General features: G+C 71.1%; 16 protein-coding genes. 14 read left to right on the top strand and 2 right to left on the bottom strand.

The features are described from left to right. Positions 1–4: 4 nt before the first annotated feature. From ACF073_RS01925 to ACF073_RS01885, 9 genes are all read left to right on the top strand, one after another. Positions 5–1,342, top strand: coding sequence for a CpaF family protein (locus tag ACF073_RS01925; RefSeq protein ID WP_392065937.1), 1,338 nt, complete (start codon positions 5–7; stop codon positions 1,340–1,342). A gap of 8 nt (positions 1,343–1,350) precedes the next feature. After that, positions 1,351–2,295 carry a type II secretion system F family protein gene (locus ACF073_RS01920; RefSeq protein WP_392065935.1) on the top strand — a complete coding sequence of 315 codons (945 nt, stop codon included), beginning with the start codon at positions 1,351–1,353 and terminating at the stop codon, positions 2,293–2,295. 13 nt (positions 2,296–2,308) lie between these two features. Further along, positions 2,309–3,196, top strand: coding sequence for a DUF5936 domain-containing protein (locus tag ACF073_RS01915; protein WP_392065933.1), 888 nt, complete (start codon positions 2,309–2,311; stop codon positions 3,194–3,196). Positions 3,197–3,276: 80 nt separating this feature from the next. Then, complete coding sequence (locus ACF073_RS01910) at positions 3,277–4,761, top strand: sensor histidine kinase (protein WP_392066852.1); 1,485 nt, start codon at positions 3,277–3,279, stop codon at positions 4,759–4,761. Positions 4,762–4,772: 11 nt separating this feature from the next. Continuing rightward, positions 4,773–5,537 (top strand): response regulator, encoded by a 765-nt coding sequence (locus ACF073_RS01905; RefSeq protein ID WP_392065931.1) that lies wholly within the window; start codon positions 4,773–4,775, stop codon positions 5,535–5,537. A 125-nt stretch (positions 5,538–5,662) separates the two neighbouring features. Continuing rightward, a complete protein-coding gene (locus tag ACF073_RS01900; RefSeq protein WP_079082270.1) occupies positions 5,663–5,893 on the top strand; it encodes a hypothetical protein in 231 nt (76 codons plus the stop codon). Beyond that, positions 5,890–6,492: a pilus assembly protein TadG-related protein gene (locus tag ACF073_RS01895; protein WP_392066851.1), complete on the top strand. Its 603-nt coding sequence runs from the start codon at positions 5,890–5,892 to the stop codon at positions 6,490–6,492. Before ACF073_RS01900 ends, ACF073_RS01895 begins: the two co-directional genes overlap by 4 nt. Before the next feature lie 34 nt (positions 6,493–6,526). Next, positions 6,527–7,108 carry a hypothetical protein gene (locus ACF073_RS01890; protein ID WP_392066849.1) on the top strand — a complete coding sequence of 194 codons (582 nt, stop codon included), beginning with the start codon at positions 6,527–6,529 and terminating at the stop codon, positions 7,106–7,108. Between the two features lie 7 nt (positions 7,109–7,115). Beyond that, entirely contained in the window at positions 7,116–7,742 is a 627-nt protein-coding gene (locus ACF073_RS01885) for an OmpA family protein (RefSeq protein WP_392065929.1), read from the top strand. 18 nt (positions 7,743–7,760) lie between these two features. Here the strand turns inward: ACF073_RS01885 and ACF073_RS01880 are convergent, their stop codons facing one another. Further along, positions 7,761–8,141 (bottom strand): DUF192 domain-containing protein, encoded by a 381-nt coding sequence (locus ACF073_RS01880; RefSeq protein WP_392065927.1) that lies wholly within the window; start codon positions 8,139–8,141, stop codon positions 7,761–7,763. A 60-nt stretch (positions 8,142–8,201) separates the two neighbouring features. On the opposite strand from ACF073_RS01880, the gene ACF073_RS01875 reads away from it, so the two are divergent. Both ACF073_RS01875 and ACF073_RS01870 read left to right on the top strand, forming a co-directional pair. Then, positions 8,202–9,110: an LLM class flavin-dependent oxidoreductase gene (locus ACF073_RS01875; protein ID WP_392065925.1), complete on the top strand. Its 909-nt coding sequence runs from the start codon at positions 8,202–8,204 to the stop codon at positions 9,108–9,110. 63 nt (positions 9,111–9,173) lie between these two features. Continuing rightward, positions 9,174–9,740 (top strand): GNAT family N-acetyltransferase, encoded by a 567-nt coding sequence (locus ACF073_RS01870; RefSeq protein WP_392065923.1) that lies wholly within the window; start codon positions 9,174–9,176, stop codon positions 9,738–9,740. A 27-nt stretch (positions 9,741–9,767) separates the two neighbouring features. Here ACF073_RS01870 and ACF073_RS01865 read toward each other — a convergent pair whose 3' ends face one another. Then, on the bottom strand, positions 9,768–10,283 hold the full coding sequence (locus ACF073_RS01865) for a DinB family protein (protein WP_392065921.1): 516 nt from the start codon (positions 10,281–10,283) through the stop codon (positions 9,768–9,770). A 51-nt stretch (positions 10,284–10,334) separates the two neighbouring features. On the opposite strand from ACF073_RS01865, the gene ACF073_RS01860 reads away from it, so the two are divergent. The 3 genes from ACF073_RS01860 to ACF073_RS01850 all read left to right on the top strand — a co-directional run bounded on the left by ACF073_RS01860 (position 10,335) and on the right by ACF073_RS01850 (position 14,324). Next, positions 10,335–11,141: a methyltransferase domain-containing protein gene (locus ACF073_RS01860; RefSeq protein WP_392065920.1), complete on the top strand. Its 807-nt coding sequence runs from the start codon at positions 10,335–10,337 to the stop codon at positions 11,139–11,141. Between the two features lie 734 nt (positions 11,142–11,875). Continuing rightward, a complete protein-coding gene (locus tag ACF073_RS01855; protein ID WP_392065918.1) occupies positions 11,876–12,649 on the top strand; it encodes an isoprenyl transferase in 774 nt (257 codons plus the stop codon). A gap of 349 nt (positions 12,650–12,998) precedes the next feature. Beyond that, entirely contained in the window at positions 12,999–14,324 is a 1,326-nt protein-coding gene (locus ACF073_RS01850) for a PhoH family protein (RefSeq protein WP_392065916.1), read from the top strand. Positions 14,325–14,626 lie beyond the last annotated feature (302 nt).

Genomic DNA, 14,626 nt, shown 5'->3' with positions numbered 1-14,626 from the left:
CCGTATGAGCCTGCGCGCACGCATCAGCACCCCGGAGGAGAACACCGGCCGGGGCGAGGACGGGCATCTGGTCGCCTCCTACCGGGCCAAGCTGCTGGAGGAGATCGACCTCGCGGAGATGAGCGCGCTGGCCGCCGCCGAGCGCCGGGCGCGTCTGGAGCGGGTGCTCGGGCACATCATCAGCCGCGAGGGCCCGGTGCTGTCGACGGCGGAGCGTTCGCAGCTGATCCGCCGGGTGGTGGACGAGGCGCTAGGCCTCGGCATCCTCGAACCGCTCCTGGAGGACGCCTCGATCACCGAGATCATGGTGAACGGCCCCGACGCGATCTTCGTGGAGCGCGGCGGACGCGTCGAGCAGCTCCCGCTGCGGTTCGTCTCCGCGGACCAGCTGATGCAGACCATCGAGCGGATCGTGTCGACGGTCAACCGCCGGGTGGACGAGTCCAACCCGATGGTGGACGCCCGCCTCCCGTCCGGCGAGCGCGTCAACGTGATCATCCCGCCGCTGTCCCTGACCGGCCCGATCCTCACCATCCGCCGCTTCCCGCGCTCCTTCACCCTCCAGGAGCTGATCGGCTTCGGCTCCCTCGACGAGCACATGGTGTACCTGCTGGCGGGCCTGGTGCAGGCGAAGTTCAACATCATCGTCTCGGGCGCGACCGGCACCGGGAAGACCACCCTGCTGAACGCCCTGTCCGGGCTGATCCCGTCGCACGAGCGCATCATCACCATCGAGGACTCCGCCGAACTCCAGCTCCAGCAGACCCATGTGGTCCGCCTGGAGTCGCGCCCGCCGAACGTGGAGGGCAAGGGCCAGGTCTCCATCCGCGACCTGGTGCGCAACTCGCTGCGGATGCGCCCCGACCGGATCGTGGTCGGCGAGGTCCGCGGCGGCGAGTCCCTCGACATGCTCCAGGCGATGTCCACGGGCCACGACGGATCCCTCGCCACCGTGCACGCCAACAGCGCCGAGGACGCCCTCACCCGGCTCCAGACCCTCGCCTCCATGTCCGACGTCGAGGTCCCCTTCGTCGCCCTGCACGACCAGATCAACAGCGCGGTCGACGTCATCGTCCAGCTCACCCGGTTCGCCGACGGCGCCCGCCGGATCACCGAGATCGCGCTGCTCGACAGCCATGGCGGGGAGCCGTACCGGCTGGCGTCCGTCGCCCGCTTCGAGGCCCGGCCCATGACCCCCGACGGCCGCGTCCACGGTGCCTTCCGGTACTTCCCGCTGCCCCGCCGTACCGCCGACCGCCTCTACATGGCGGGCCAGCCCCTCCCGCAGGCCTTCGGTGTCGCCCGTAGCGCCGACCAGCTCGCCACCCGAGAAGCCAGGTAGGCCCCGACATGCAACTGCACACCCTCGTCCAGCTGACCACCGGAGTGGCGCTGCTGACCTGCGTCCTCGCGGTGGCCGGCGTGCAGAGCTACGCCTCCGGGCGGGCCCAGCGCGCCGCACTCGTGGACCGCCTCGCCCACACCGGCGCCTCCCCGGCGACCGGCCGCAGACGCCGCCTGCGCACCCTGGACCGGCGGCTGCGCCGCACCCGCCTGGGCCGCTGGCTCGAGCTGCGCCTCGCGGCGACCGGCCTGGACGTCACCCCGGGGGAGTTCTTCGCCGGGATGCTCGCCGCGGTCGCCGCGCTCTGGCTGATCGGCCAGGCCACCCTGGCCCCCTTCTTCGGTCCGCTCGCCGGGCTCCTCGGCATCTGGGCGGCGGTGCAGTTCCTCAACTGGCAGCGCCAGAAGCGCATCGAACGCTTCATCAACCAGCTCCCCGAGCTGGCCCGCATCCTGGCCAACGCCACCCAGGCCGGACTCGCCCTGCGCACCGCGATCGGCATGGCCGCCGAGGAGCTGGAGGCCCCGGCCGGCGAGGAACTGGCCAAGGTCGCCGACCAGCTGGCCATCGGGCACTCGCTGGACGACGCGCTCGGCGAACTCGCCCGGCGCCTGCCCTCCCGCGAACTCGTCGTCCTCGTCACGACGCTGGTGCTGTCGAACCGGGCGGGCGGCCAGGTGGTCTCCGCCCTGCGCAATCTGACCGAGACCCTGGAGGAGCGCAAGGAGACCCGGCGCGAGATCCGCACCCAGCTCTCCCAGGTGACCATGACGTCGTACGCCGTGCCCGTCCTCGGCGTCGGCGCGTTGTTCCTGATGAACGGCGTCAAGGACGGGGCACTCGACCGTATGACCGGCTCCCCGGTCGGCCAGGCGTGCGTGATCATCGCGTTCGCCATGTACGCCGTCGGCTTCGTCCTCATCCGCCGGATGAGCCGGATCGACGTGTGAGGGAGGTGACCCGATGGCATTCCTGCTCGCCCTGCTGATGGGCCTCGGCGTCTGGGGCGTGTTCGCCGGCGTCCGCATGTACCGCGCGGACGCCAGGCTTCCCGGCGATCTCGCCGTCGCCCTGGAGGTCGGCGCCACCCGCACCGGCGCGGTCGGCTCGGTCGTCGACCGCATGGGCATGCGCTACGCCCCGGCCGTGCTGCGCCTGATGGGCCCGCGCCTGGTGGCCAGGTACCGCCGGAAGATCGACCTCGCGGGCAACCCCGGGGGCCTGACCATCGACCGGTACGCGGCCCGCCGCGCGGTCTACGGCGCGCTCGGCGGCGTCGGTTTCCTGGTCTTCCTGCTCCGCGGCCAGTGGGTCGTGGCCGTGCTCCTGCTCCTCTTCGGCGCGTTCTGGACGGAGGTGGGCCTCTGGTCGGCGATGCGGGTCCGCAGGGACGTCATCGAACGCACCCTGCCCGACTTCCTCGACGTGCTGGCCGTGGTGGTCAGCGCGGGCCTCGGCTTCCGCCAGGCCCTGGACCGGGTCGCCTCCCGCTACGAGGGCCCGTGGGCCGACGAACTCCGCATCACCCTGCGCCAGATGGACCTGGGCATGAGCCGCCGCCAGGCCTTCGCCGAGCTGCGCCGCAGGAACGACTCGGAACAGGTGGCCATGTTCGTGACGGCGCTGCAGCAGGGGGAGGAGCTGGGCGCCCCGATCGTGGACACCCTGGTCTCCCTGGCCAAGGACATGCGCCGCACCGACGCCCAGAACGCCCGCCGCAAGGCCGCCCGCGCGGTGCCCAAGGCCACGCTGATGATCACCACGTTCATGGTCCCGGCGACGATGCTCCTGCTGGGCGCGGGCCTGCTGCTCGGCTCCGGGGTGGACTTCGGCTCCCTCACGGGGAAGTGAGGACGGCCGTGACGGCGACGGGACTGACGGGACGCGGCGGACGGGAGGGCGGAGCACGCCTCGGGGCGTGGCTGCGGGGGGTGGGCGGGAGACTCGGGGGCGGGTGGACCGCGGGCGGGTGGTTCGGACGGGGGGCCGGGCCGGACCGGCCGGACCGGCTGGGCCCGCTGGACGAGCGGGTTGAGCGGGCTGAGCGGGCTGATGTGCACGGACCGGGAAACTCGGGCGACTTACCCGCGCCCGTGCTCCCCGCCGCGCCCGCCCCGCCCGCCGTGCCATCTGCGGCAGCCGTGCCATCCGCGCTCGCCGAGCCGTCCGAGCCGTCCGAGAAGCTCCAGATCCGTGCCCTGCAGGCGATGTGCCGCCAGGTCTTCGGCTTCCGCCTGGCGATGATCGTGGTGTCGGCCCCGGCGGCCCTCCTCAACGCCGCTCCCGGCCTGGGCGCCCGGCTGGCCGGCGCGGCGGTGGTCGTCACCTTCATGGTGTCCTACGTCCTCTTCCGCGACTGGGAGCGCTTCGGCCCCCTCCTGCTGCGCCACCCCAGCCTCCTGGCGGCCGACACCCTCTTCGGCTCGTTCCTGCTGATCTCGGCGGGCCCGGACACCACCCTCGCCTACGTCAGTGTCTGCACCCCGCTGCTGGCCGGCCTGGTCTACAGCTGGCGCGGCGCCGCCTGCTTCGCCTCGCTCCAGTCCCTGATCCTGCTCCTGGTGCACACCACCCTGAACGCCGACCGGCACGCGCCCGTCGCCGAGGCCCTGCTCCTGCCCGGCCTGTGCGTCATCGCCGGCGCCATGGGCTCGACCCTGCGCAACCTGATGCTCCGCTTCGGGGCCGCGACCCAGGCCCTGACGGCGGTGCAGGCCCGGCTCGCCGCCGCGGAGGCGGTGAGCGCGGAGCGGGCCCGGCTCGCCCGTGAGATGCACGACTCCGTGGCCAAGACCCTGTACGGCGTGGCGCTGGCGGCGGACGGTCTGGCGGCCACGGCCTCGGCCGGCGCCCCGGACCCGGCCCGCATCCGGCAGCAGGCGGACCTGGTGTCCCGTTCGGCACGCAGGGCGGCGGCGGAGTCCCGGGAACTGCTGACGGACCTGCGCCGCGACCGGCGGGCCACGACGTCGGAGCAGCCCCCGTTCTGGCGGGAACTGGCCGACAGCGCGGCCGACTTCACCCGGCGCACGGGCCTGCCGGCCGCCTGCCACTGGCCGGACGGCGACCCGTCGGCGCTCCCGCCCGTGCCGGCCCCCGTGGCCCGGCACGTCCTCTCCATCGCCACCGAGGCGCTGGAGAACGCCCAGCGGCACGCCTCCGCGACCCGTGTGACGGTCCGGGCGGCGGTCGACGGGCATCTGCTCAGCCTCACGATCCACGACGACGGCACGGGCCTGCCGCCCGGCACCAGCCTCGAAAAGCTGCGCGACTCCGGCCACTTCGGCCTGCTCGGCATGGTCGAACGGGCCGCGCAGGCGGGTGCCCGCATCCGGATCGGCAGGGGCGCCCACGAACGCGGCACGGAGGTACGCCTGGACGTCCCGCTGCCGCCCCCCGACCCCCCGAAAGCCTGAGAGGAGGCACCATGCGCCCATCGCACAGCGCTCCCCGGCCGGACTTCCCGGCTCCGGTGCCGGCCGCCCCGCCGCTGCGGCTGCTGGTCGCCGACGACAATCCCGTGGTCCGCGCGGGCCTGACGGCCCTGCTCTCGGGCCGCCCGGACACCACGGTGGTGGCACAGGCCGCGGACGGCCGCGCGGCGTACGAGGCGGCGGTCCGGCACCGGCCCGACGTCATCCTGCTCGACGTCCGCATGCCCGGAGTCGACGGAATCTCGGCGTTGCCCCACCTGGTGCGGCTGGCCCCCGTCATGATGCTCACCTACAGCCATGAGACGGAGACCGTGCGGGAGGCGCTGCGGCTGGGAGCGGGGGGATATCTGGTGCACGGCGAGTTCACGACGGAGCAGTTGGTACGGGCGGTGCGGGACGTACGGGAGGGGCGGCCGCATGTGACGCCCGGGGCGGCGAGGGCTCTGCTCACGACCCTGCGCGGCGATGCACCTGCACACGCGGCTCTCCAACAACCCCCTATTGAAGCCGATTTCACCCCCCCATCTCTTTCGCAACTGCAACCATCTGTGGGACAGTCGTTCCGTTCACAGTTCCGGCTGAGTACGAGGGAGGCGGAGATCATGGACCTCATCGCGTCCGGCATGACCAACCAGCAGATCGCCGCCGCCTGCTTCATCAGCGAGAAGACGGTCAAGAACCACATCAACCGCATCTTCGCCAAGCTCCACACCACAACGAGGTCCCAGGCGACGGCCAAGTGGCTGGGGGTGGCCTGATATGCGCCGACACCCGACAAGCGAAGCTCGGGAATGGGCCTGGGGTTGGGCCCTGGGGCCCTCGGACCGGCCTGAGAGGGCGCCCTACGGTTCGTCGGTCGGAAGCAAGCCCGGAGGGGAGCACCGTGAGCGATCTGTTGCTGAAGACGGCTGTGGCGACCAAGGTTCGCGTGAACGGCTGGAAGAACACCACGGTCGAGGCGATGCGCCGCCGCGGTGGCGATCGCGGGCAGACCGCGGTCGAGTACCTGGGCATTATCGCGGTGGTGGTTGCGATCGTTCTCGCGATCACGGGCACGGACATCGGCAAGACGATCCTGGACAAGATCAAGTCCAAGATCACGGAGATCACCTGATCTTCCGGCGCACGAGCGCCGACTCTGGGCAGGCCTTCCCCATCTACATCACGGTGGTGGCGGGCCTGCTCTTTCTTGCGTTCGCCTATCTCGCAGTCGGCCAAGCCGCAGTGAACAGGAGTGACGCGCAGACGGCGGCGGATGCGGCCGCTCTGGCAGCGGCTCAGAATCGACGGGAATACCTGACGGGAAAGTGGTTGGAGATCCTCAAGGATCCGACCAAGTGGCGGGATGTCTTCCATGGCGATGTGGAAGTGGGTCCGTCGTGTTGGCGGGCCTACCAACTGGCCGCGCAGAACGACGGCCGCGTCGACGAGTGTGACGACTCCCGGCCGATGAAAGTCACGGTCGAAGTCACGACGAACAAGAGGGTCGGGAAGTCTGTCGTCCCGGGCGTCGAGGACATCAGGTCAAGTGGGACCGCCACCGCCGTGGTCGAACCGATCTGCACTTTCGACAACGACGGAGACCCCGCTGCCGAGGAAGCCCCGTTGCCCGAACTCAACTGCAACGGCGAGGTCTGGAAGCCGAACCCGGATGACCCTGAGGACCTACCAGGAGCAGAAGACCTTTTTGATGTCCACTTGGCCGCCGACTGACAAGCGAGCGGCGATGGAAAAGGGAAGCAGCGCGATGAGCATGCGGTTCACTGCGAAGGCTCGCAGCGGAATGGTGGCCATGACCATTGCTGTCGGCTTGGCCGTCGGTGTGGCCGGTTGTGGCAGCGGGGGCAGCGACGACAAGAAGCCCGACGCTTCCGCATCCGCTTCCAAGCGAGGCGGTTCTGATGCTAGTCCTCAGGAAGGTCAGTCCGTACAACCACTGGCTGAACTGCGGGGCCCTGACGGGCTGACATTGAAGATCATGTCGGCCCAGCGCGACTCCGGTGGCTTCATCACCGTCAACGCGCAGCTCAAGAATGACGGCAGCAAGGATGCAGTCCTCTCGTCGCAGCTGACCGGCAACGAAACCGAGATCATGAAGAACGGGCAGTCTTTCGGCGGAGCCACACTTGTTGATTCGAAGGCACGGAAGCGCTACTACGTACTGCGTGATACCGATGGGCGGCCATTGACCACGGTCGGCGTCCAGGGAGTCAGGGTGGGGGACACGATTCCTGTCTTCATGCAGTTCCCGGCCCCGCCGACCGGAACGACGGAAGTCACCTTCCAACTGCCCACCTTCGCCAGCGCCCCCATCGAGATCTCCGGGTGAGGCCCCCGTGACCACCACCTACCCCCGCCTCGCCCTCACGGCCGCAGTCCTGCTGCTCGTCGTGAATCTGCCCGCTGCCGGCGCCGTCGCCGACGACACCGGCCCCAGCGAACCCCCCGGCACCGAACCCACCGCCACCGCCCCCGTCAAGGTCGACCCCACCGACCCCGATCTCAAGCTCCCCGAAGGGGCCACCCTCGCCCAGGCCAAGGTGCTGGACATCAAGTCGGTCGTCGAGGACCAGAGCGGTGACGAGCGGCGTGAGGACACCAACGCCGACGTGACCTTCGCACTGCAGGCCGAGGTGCTGTTCGGCAAGGACAGCGCCAGGCTCGGCGCGGAGGCCAAGGCCCGTATCTCCACCATCGCCGAGGAGATCAGGAAGCAGAACGCCACCCGGGTCCGCGTCTTCGGCTTCACCGACGACCTCGGCTCCTCGGCCCACGGCGACACCCTCTCCAAGCAGCGCGCCAACGCCGTACAGGCCGTGCTCGACCAGGACCTGAACTCCCCGGCCGTCACCTTCGACGTCCGCGGCTACGGCGAGCAGTACCCGATCGCCGACAACTCCACCGAGGCCGGCCGCAAGAAGAACCGCCGGGTCGAGGTCACCTTCCCCCGCACCCAGCAGTGAGCCGCCACCGCGCCCGCCTCAAGTCGCCGCCGCCGTCACCACTTCCACCCGTACCCCCGCCCGCAGCCCCCACCCCGCCATCGCCCCCGCCTCCGCCTCCAGTACGTGCCGCGCCCGCAGGCGCGGCAGGCCGAGGCGGCCCGGCACCATCGTGCGGACGGCGATGACGGCCAGGCGGCGGTCCAGATAGGCGACGTCGACCGGGATCCGCATCCCGAACGTGTGCACCCCGCTCGCCGGCGACAGCAGCATCGCCCCGGCGACCGCGTCCCGGCCGAGGAGCCCCTTGGTCCGCGCCCGGTAGGAGGCCGAGATCTCCAGCGGTACGGAGTCGGCGAGCACCTCACCGGAGGCCGCCCGCACGATCAGCCGTCCTCGTCCGTCCCGCCAGCGCCCCATGCCCGTCCTCCCCGTACGCCGTCGCCAACTCGGCGCCAACTCACCCAGCCGATTGCCGCGTTGTTCTTTTCCGTCCTCCCCACTAGGAAGGGCGCCATGACAGAACTCGGTGTCGTATTCCGTCCCCAGCTTCCTCCCGAGCGGCTGCGGGCCGTCGCCCGCGTCGCGGACGACACGGGGCTCGACGAGCTGTGGCTGTGGGAGGACTGCTTCCTGGAGGGCGGCGTCTCCACCGCCGCCGCCGCGCTCGCCTGGACCGAACGCGTCCGGGTCGGGATCGGGCTGCTGCCCGTGCCGCTCAGGAACGTGGCCGTCACCGCCATGGAGGCCGCCTCGCTCGACCGTATGTTCCCCGGCCGGGCCGTCCTGACCGTGGGGCACGGCGTGCAGGACTGGATGGGACAGGTCGGCGCCCGGGCCGCCTCACCGCTCGGCCTGCTCGGCGAGCACCTCGACGCCCTGCGTGCCCTGCTGCGCGGCGAGCGGCTCAGCGTGCGCGGGCGGTACGTCCGCCTGGACGACGTCGCCCTCGACTGGCCCCCGCGGCGCCCGGTCGACGTCCTCGCGGGCGGCACCGGGCCCCGTACGCTCCGGCTCTCCGGCGAGAAGGCCGACGGCACCCTGCTCACCGCCGCCACGACGGCGGACGGCGTACGGCGGGCCCGGGAACTCGTCGAGGAGGGGCGGCGGGCGGCCGGACGCGGCGGTGCGCACCGGGTCGTCGTCTACCTCCTCGCCGCCACGGGGGCCGGCGCCGACGCCCGGCTGCGTGCCGAACTCGCCGCCGAGGGGCTGGAGCCGGGTGCGGACGTGGGTGTCGCCGGGGACGCGGACGCGGTGGCCGGGGCGGTGCGGCGGCTGATCGAGGCGGGCGCGGACACCGTCGTCCTGCAGCCGACGGCGGACGAGCCCGACCCGGAGGGCTTCGTGCGCTTCGCCGCTGAGGAGGTCCGGCCCCTGGTGCCGTGACGGGCGCGGGGGCATCACCGCTGGTCGGGGGCGTTGTCAGTGGCGGGTGTCACACTTCCCCGCATGACCGCAGAGAGCGACAGGCCCCGCGAGAGCGACGGGAACGGCGAGAGCGACGGGAACGGCGAGAGCGTCGGGACGGGGTTGCGCACCGCAGTGTCGTTGCGCGCCGTCACGGACCACGACCTGGAGGCCCTCTTCGCCTACGAGCACGACCCCGAGGCCGTCCGGCGCTCCCGGTTCACCCCCCGGCCCCGGGAGGCCTTCTTCCGGCACTGGCGCGAGCGGGTGCTGAGCGACCCCGACTGCCTGGTGCGGACGGTCGTCGTCGACGGGGAGGTCGCCGGGAGCGTCGTGTCCTGGACGGAGGGCGAGCGGCGCTTCATCGGCTACTGGCTCGGCCGGCCGTACTGGGGGCGCGGCATCGGCACCCGCGCGCTGGGCCTCTTCCTGGAGCTCGAGCGGGTGCGGCCGCTGTACGCCGATCCGTTCAGCGGCAACACCGCCTCCGTGCGGCTCCTGGAGAGACACGGCTTCGAGCGGGCCGGAACGCTCGTCCACGGGGAGGACGAGCATGTGCTGCTGGCTCTCGGCGCCGGGCCGGGGGAGCTCCCGCAGGCGCACGGCTGACAGCCGCCCCCCGGCACGGGCGCCCGCTCAGTCCACCCCGTCCGCCGGCCGGTGATCTCCCGTCGTCCCGTCGATCAGCTCCCGCAGGATGTCCATGTGCCCGGCGTGCCGTGCGGTCTCCTCGACCATGTGGACGAGGACCCAGCGCAGCGAGACGGCGAGGTCGCGCCCCGCCGGCCGGCCCGGCGCGTCCAGGGGCAGATCGGTGATCACCCGGTCGGCGGCGGCGCGGGCGCGGCCGTAGAAGGCGGTGATCCGCTCGCTCGTCTCCCCGGGAGCGATCCGCATGTCCTCGTTCTGGTACGGGTCGAACCACAGGGGCTCCATCTCGTGACCGAACGTCTGCACGAACCAGCCGTACTCGACCGCGGCCAGATGCTTGACCAGGCCGAGCAGGCTCGTCCCCGACGGAGTCATCGGGCGGCGCAGCTGCTCGTCGTCGAGTCCCTCCAGCTTCCACAGGACGGCGTCCCGGTGCCGGTCCAGACTCGCGTGCAGGATGTCCTTCTCGTCGGCGGTGCGGCCGGCTTCAGAGGTCGTCATGCGCGCGGAAACTAGCAGGATCCGGCGGCGCTCCGCTGCGATCATGGCCGTATGAGTACGCACCGATCCTTCGAGGACCTCGTGGCCGAGGGCGTCGCCGCGCCCACCGAGGGCTGGGATTTCTCCTGGTTCGAGGGGCGGGCGAGCGAGGCGCGGCCGTCGTGGGGGTACGCCCGGTCGGCGGGGGCGCGGCTGGCCCGTGCCGAGGCCGCGCTCGACATCCAGACCGGTGGCGGGGAGGTGCTGGACTTCGCGCTCGGCCGGGCGGAGCCGGCCCGGCCGGCGCTGCTCGCGGCGACCGAGGGCTGGCCGCCGAACGCGGCCAAGGCCACCGCCCTGCTGCGGTCCCGCGGCGTCGTGGTGGTCGCCGCCCCGGACGACGCGCCGCTGCCGTTCGCCGACGAGGCGTTCGACCTGGTGCTCAGCCGGCATCCGGTGCGCCCGTACTGGGACGAGATCGCCCGGGTGCTGCGGCCGGGCGGGACGTACTTCGCCCAGCACGTGGGGCCCAGCAGCGTCTTCGAACTGGTCGAGTACTTCCTCGGCCCCCAGCCGCAAGAGGTGCGCGGTGCCCGCGCACCCGAGCGGGAGCGGGCCGGTGCCGAGGCGGCCGGGCTCGCGGTGGCGGACCTGCGCTCGGAGCGGCTGCGGATGGAGTTCCAGGACATCGCCGCGGTCGTCCACTTCCTGCGCAAGGTCGTGTGGATGGTGCCGGGCTTCACCGTCGAGGCGTACGAGCCCCAACTCCGCGCGCTGCACGAGCGGATCGAGCGGGAGGGCCCCTTCGTCGCGCACAGCGCCCGGCACCTCTTCGACGTACGCAAACCGGACCGGCGGGGAAACCGGCGGAACGGGTGAAGGGGATATAAGGACAGGCTCGGCCCCAGTTCTTCGCCGGGAGTTTTCCCGGAGTTTCCACATCGTTATCGACGCGTGTTCACATGCGTCTCACCTGTCACGTAAGTTCAGACCAAGGTAATTCGCGTCAGCAAAGCTGCGTGGGCGGCACCGCGCGGTGGAGGGGGCTGCGCGGTGCCGTGAAACCGGATGATCTTCGCTCGGTGCCGCAGCGGGGCGGCCGCGTCACCGTTCGCTGACCGAGTAGCCCATCGGAGGGACTTCCGGCAACTCGCCGATGTGCCCCCAAGACGGCCTAATCCTTGCGAATCCATTCGTATCCGATCGGATCTCCCTGGGATTCCGCTGTGAACCGGCCATGAAACACCCCTGAATCCCGCGTTCCGCAGCCATCCAGGCGTCGCCGGATGATTCCGGAGAGTAGTTGTGGCACGCCGATGCACCCACCATCCCTTACGAAGGGTTATGGTGGAAACCCCCCCTCGGGCCGGTCCGTCTCCCCCCCACGGACCGGCCCGTTTTTTCTTCCCCGCCCCGGAACCTCGCGGCACGGGACCCGCGTCCCCCTCCACGGAGGCGCCCGCGGACCCGAAGGGCCGCCCCGCGGGCCGCACTCGGCGGCGACAGCGCATCCGCCCCGCACCCCAAGCCCTGGGCCTAAACCATGGCTCGGACAGCGGTAGGCTCAACGGCTCCGGCACCCCGAACCCCGCGCCAAACCCCCGGAGGGTCACGTGAACCTGCGCGACAAGCTGCGCGGCCTGCTCGTCAGGCTCTACGCACGCCGGGTGGAGGGCCACCTGGACCACGCTCAGGTGCCCAAGCACATCGGCGTCATCATGGACGGCAACCGCCGCTGGGCGAAGGCGTCCGGCTCCACCACGGTCCACGGCCACCGGGTCGGTGCCGAGAAGATCGAGGAGTTCCTCGGCTGGTGCACCGAGACCGACGTCGAGGTCGTCACCCTGTGGCTGCTGTCCACCGACAACTTCGACCGTCCGCAGGAGGAACTCGTCCCCCTGCTCGGCATCATCGAGGACGTCGTCCGCACCCTCGCCGCCGACGGCCGCTGGCGCGTGCACCACGTCGGCACGCCCGACCTGCTGCCCTCCCCGATGCAGACGGCGCTGAAGGAGGCCGAGGAGGCCACCGCCCACATCGACGGGATAGTCGTCAACGTGGCCATCGGCTACGGCGGCCGGCAGGAGATCGCCGACGCGGTGCGCTCCATGCTGCTCGACGCGCAGGACAAGGGCGTGTCGATGGAGGACCTCGCCGACTCCGTCGACGTCGACATGATCGGCCGTCACCTCTACACCCGCGCCCAGCCCGACCCCGACCTGGTGATCCGGACCAGCGGCGAACAGAGGTTGTCCGGATTCATGCTCTGGCAGACCGCTCACTCGGAGTACTACTTCTGTGAGGTCTTCTGGCCGGCCTTCCGAAAGGTCGATTTCCTGCGCGCCCTGCGCGATTACGCCGCACGTCACCGCCGGTACGGCGGCTGACCCCGGCCGCCCCGCCCCGTCGCCGCCCGGTGACGGGGCGTTGTCATGTGCCGGGATTCGCGCGGATGTAATAAGGAGTTCACCGGCGCGCTGTTGGCCGCAATTGCATGGCGGCGCATGTTCGAGGGCATAGACCAAACAGGTCGACACCCGAACCACGGGCGTCGGATCTCAGCGGGCGGCACGGGGCCGTCCGCCCGGGAGGCCCTTTGCACCAGCCCGACCGCGCCGTCGCAGCGCGGAAGCAGCCGCGGAGGGCCGGTTCACGGCCCGCCGTACGCGGGGGCCGGACACCGGTCCAGCATCACTTCGTCGCTCCCCGACCTCATCCGAGGGGGTACGTCCTTCCGTGGTGACCAGCACAAAGCGCCACAAGCCCGACCGGCGCACGTATGTTCTCGACACCAGCGTCCTGCTGGCCGACCCGAACGCCCTGACCCGCTTCGACGAGCACGAGGTCGTGCTCCCCATCGTCGTGGTCACGGAACTGGAGGCCAAGCGGCACCATCCCGAACTCGGCTACTTCGCCCGCCAGGCGCTGCGCCTGCTGGACGACTACCGGGTGAAGCATGGCCGCCTGGACGCCCCCATCCCGATCGGGGAACTCGGCGGGACGATCAGGGTCGAGCTCAACCACTCGGATCCCAGCGTGCTGCCCACCGGCTACCGACTGGGGGACAACGACTCGCGCATCCTCGCGGTGGCCCGCAATCTGCAGGCCGAGGGGTACGACGTCACCGTCGTGTCGAAGGACCTGCCGCTGCGCATCAAGGCGTCCTCGGTCGGCCTCCTCGCCGAGGAGTACCGGGCCGAACTCGCCATCACGGGCAACTCCGGCTGGACCGGGATGACCGAACTCACCCTGTCGGGCGAGCAGGTGGACATCCTCTTCGAGGAAGGGCATGTGTACGTCCCGGAGGCCGCCGACTTCCCCGTGCACACTGGTCTGACCATCCAGTCCGAGCGCGGCAAGGCGCTCGGCCGCGTCACCGCCGAGGGCAACGTCCGGCTGGTGCGCGGCGACCGGGAGGCGTTCGGCATCAAGGGCCGCAGCGCCGAGCAGCGCATCGCGCTCGATCTGCTGCTCGACCCGGACATCGGGATCGTCTCGATGGGCGGCCGGGCCGGCACCGGCAAGTCGGCGCTCGCGCTCTGCGCGGGCCTCGAAGCGGTCCTGGAGCGCCGCCAGCACCAGAAGGTGATGGTCTTCCGGCCGCTCTACGCGGTCGGCGGCCAGGAGCTGGGCTATCTGCCCGGCTCCGAGTCGGAGAAGATGAGTCCGTGGGCGCAGGCCGTCTTCGACACCCTCTCGGCGGTCACCAGCCGCGAGGTCATCGAGGAGGTCACCGCGCGCGGGATGCTGGAGGTGCTCCCGCTCACCCACATCCGCGGCCGCTCGCTGCACGACGCCTTCGTGATCGTGGACGAGGCCCAGTCGCTGGAACGGAACGTGCTGCTGACCGTTCTGTCCCGCATCGGCGCGAATTCACGGGTCGTTCTCACCCATGACGTGGCACAGCGGGACAATCTGCGGGTGGGTCGCTACGACGGTGTCGTCGCCGTCGTGGAGAAACTGAAGGGACATCCCCTTTTCGCCCATGTCACGCTGACCCGGTCAGAGAGGTCCCAGATTGCCGCCCTTGTGACCGAAATGCTGGAGGACGGCCACATCTGACGCCGCACCGACGGCTGTTGGCGCCGTCCGGCAAAGGCCACGAGCCTAGCCGGGCGGCGTCTTGGCGTGCGGGGGTTTCCTGAAATCCCTGGGGCCAAACGAGATGTGAGCTTTCACACGCAACACAGAATTGCCACTCGGCGTCGGGTTACGGCAGAGTCTCAGTCCTGTCAGGCCCCGCATACGACACAGGTGTACCCCCAGCGGTACGGCACCACAGAGGCACCTCAACTCCATAAGGCTCGTCGTATGCCGCCCGAGCACCACGCGGCGCTCCCTTCCGGGGAGTTGCCCACCGGGCC

The organism is Streptomyces sp. NPDC015171 (assembly GCF_043079545.1).
GTDB lineage: Bacteria > Actinomycetota > Actinomycetes > Streptomycetales > Streptomycetaceae > Streptomyces.
The sequence above is the reverse complement of the archived record's forward strand: the minus strand, read 5'-3'. Positions and strand labels throughout refer to the sequence as shown.